Annotated in this window: 1 protein-coding gene; it reads left to right on the top strand. The window is 63.9% G+C overall.

Annotated elements, in window-relative coordinates:
• A partial coding sequence (locus EOA86_RS31235; RefSeq protein ID WP_128345130.1) for a ligase-associated DNA damage response DEXH box helicase occupies positions 1 to 2309 on the top strand: 2309 nt, incomplete at both ends.

Here is a 2309-nt window from a genome sequence, read left to right as displayed (position 1 = left end):
GATCGCGCCGACCGGCGCCGGCAAAACACTGGCTGGTTTCTTGCCCTCGTTGACCGATCTGGCAGGCCGGCCAAGGAGAAAACCGGAGCAGGCGCGCCGCGGCATCCACACGCTCTATATCTCGCCGCTGAAGGCGTTGGCGGTCGATATCGAGCGCAATCTCGGCAAACCGGTCGAAGAGATCGGGCTGCCTGTTACCATCGAGACGCGCACCGGCGACACGCCCGCGCACAAGCGCCAGCGGCAGAAGCTGGCGCCGCCCGACATTCTCCTGACCACGCCCGAGCAACTGGCGCTGCTGATTGCCGCGCCCGACGCCAGGCGCTTCTTCGAGGATCTGCACTACGTCGTCCTCGACGAACTGCATTCTTTGGTGACCTCGAAGCGCGGGCATCTCCTGTCGCTCGGGCTGGCCCGGCTGCGATCCTTTGTTCCCGGCTTGCAGACGATCGGCCTGTCGGCGACGGTCGCCGAGCCGGACGAACTGCGGCGCTGGCTGGTCAGCCAGAATCCACCGGGCGGCCTGGCCGAACTTATTGTCGTCACCGGCGGCGCCAAGCCGGAGATCTCCATTCTCGATTCGGAGGAGCGCGTGCCGTGGGCTGGACATTCGGCCCGCTACGCGACACCGGAGATCTACAGCGAGATCAAGCGACACAAGACGACCCTGCTGTTCGTCAACACACGCAGTCAGGCCGAGCTGCTGTTCCAGGAATTGTGGCGGGTCAATGAGGACACGTTGCCGATCGCGTTGCATCACGGCTCGCTCGACGTCGCCCAGCGCCGGCGCGTCGAGAAAGCGATGGGCGAGAATGCCTTGCGCGCCATCGTCGCCACTTCGACGCTCGACCTCGGTATAGACTGGGGCGACGTCGACCTGGTCGTGCATGTCGGCGCGCCGAAGGGGGCAAGCAGGCTGGCGCAGCGTATCGGCCGCGCCAACCACCGCATGGATGAGCCGTCGAAGGCGATCCTGATCCCGGCCAACCGCTTCGAGGTGCTGGAATGCCGGGCGGCGCTCGACGCCAATTATCTCGGCGCCCAGGACACGCCGCCGCTGGTCAATGGCGGGCTCGACGTGCTGGCGCAGCATGTGCTGGGTTGCGCTTGCGGCGCGCCATTCCTTGCAGATACGCTGTTCGAGGAAGTAAGAACGGCTGCACCTTATACCAGCCTCGATCGGCCCACGTTCGACCGTGTCGTCGATTTCGTCGCCACCGGCGGCTATGCGCTGAAGAACTATGAGCGCTACGCCCGTATCCGCCTGAACAAGGACGGGCTGTGGCGCGTGTCCAATCCTCGCATTGCCCAGCAATACCGGCTGAATGTCGGCACCATCATCGAAGTTCCGGCACTCAACGTGCGCAATGTCCAGGCCGGCAGCAGAGGCTCTGCCTCGCGCGGCGGCCGGGTTCTCGGCAAGATCGAGGAGGCTTTCCTTGAAACGCTGACGCATGGCGATACCTTCATGTTCGCCGGCAAGGTGCTGCGCTTCGAAGGCATCCGCGAGAACGAGTGCTTCGTATCGAATGCGCCCGGCAGCGACGCCAAGGTGCCTTATTATGGCGGCGGCAAATTCCCGCTTTCAACCTACCTCGCCGAACAGGTCCGCATCATGCTGGACGACCCGCAGCGATGGAAAAAGCTGCCGGAACAGGTCGCCGACTGGCTAAGCTTCCAGGCCGACAAATCGGTGCTGCCGAAACGCGACGACCTGCTGATCGAGACCTTTCCGCGCGGAAACCGGCACTATCTGGTGGCCTATCCGTTCGAGGGCAGGCTGGCGCACCAGACGCTCGGCATGCTGCTCACCCGCCGGCTCGACAGGGCGGGAGCCAGGCCGCTCGGCTTCGTCGCCACCGACTATGCACTTGCCATATGGTCGCTTGCTGATATGGGCAGGATGTTCAGGGCAAAGAAACCTTCGCTCGGCGAACTTTTCGACCAGGACATGCTGGGCGATGACCTCGAAGCCTGGCTCGCCGGCAGCTGGCTCTTGAAGCGCACCTTCCGCAATTGCGCGCTGATCTCGGGGCTGATCGAAAAACGTCATCCGGGCCAGGAGAAGAGCGGCCGTCAGGTCACCGTGTCGACCGATCTCATCTACGACGTCCTGCGCAGCCATGAGCCCGACCATATCCTGTTGCAGGCGACGCGTGCCGATGCGGCCACCGGTCTGCTGGATGTCAGCAGACTTGCCGAGATGCTCTCGCGTATCCAGGGACGAATCGTGCATAAGAACCTTGAGCAGATCTCGCCGCTCGCCGTGCCGATCATGCTCGAGATCGGCAAGATGCCGGTGCATGGGG

The sequence above is a fragment of the Mesorhizobium sp. M5C.F.Ca.IN.020.32.2.1 genome (assembly GCF_004023105.1).
GTDB lineage: Bacteria > Pseudomonadota > Alphaproteobacteria > Rhizobiales > Rhizobiaceae > Mesorhizobium > Mesorhizobium wenxiniae.
Note: the sequence above shows the minus strand (reverse complement) of the source record. Positions and strands in the feature narration are given on the sequence as shown.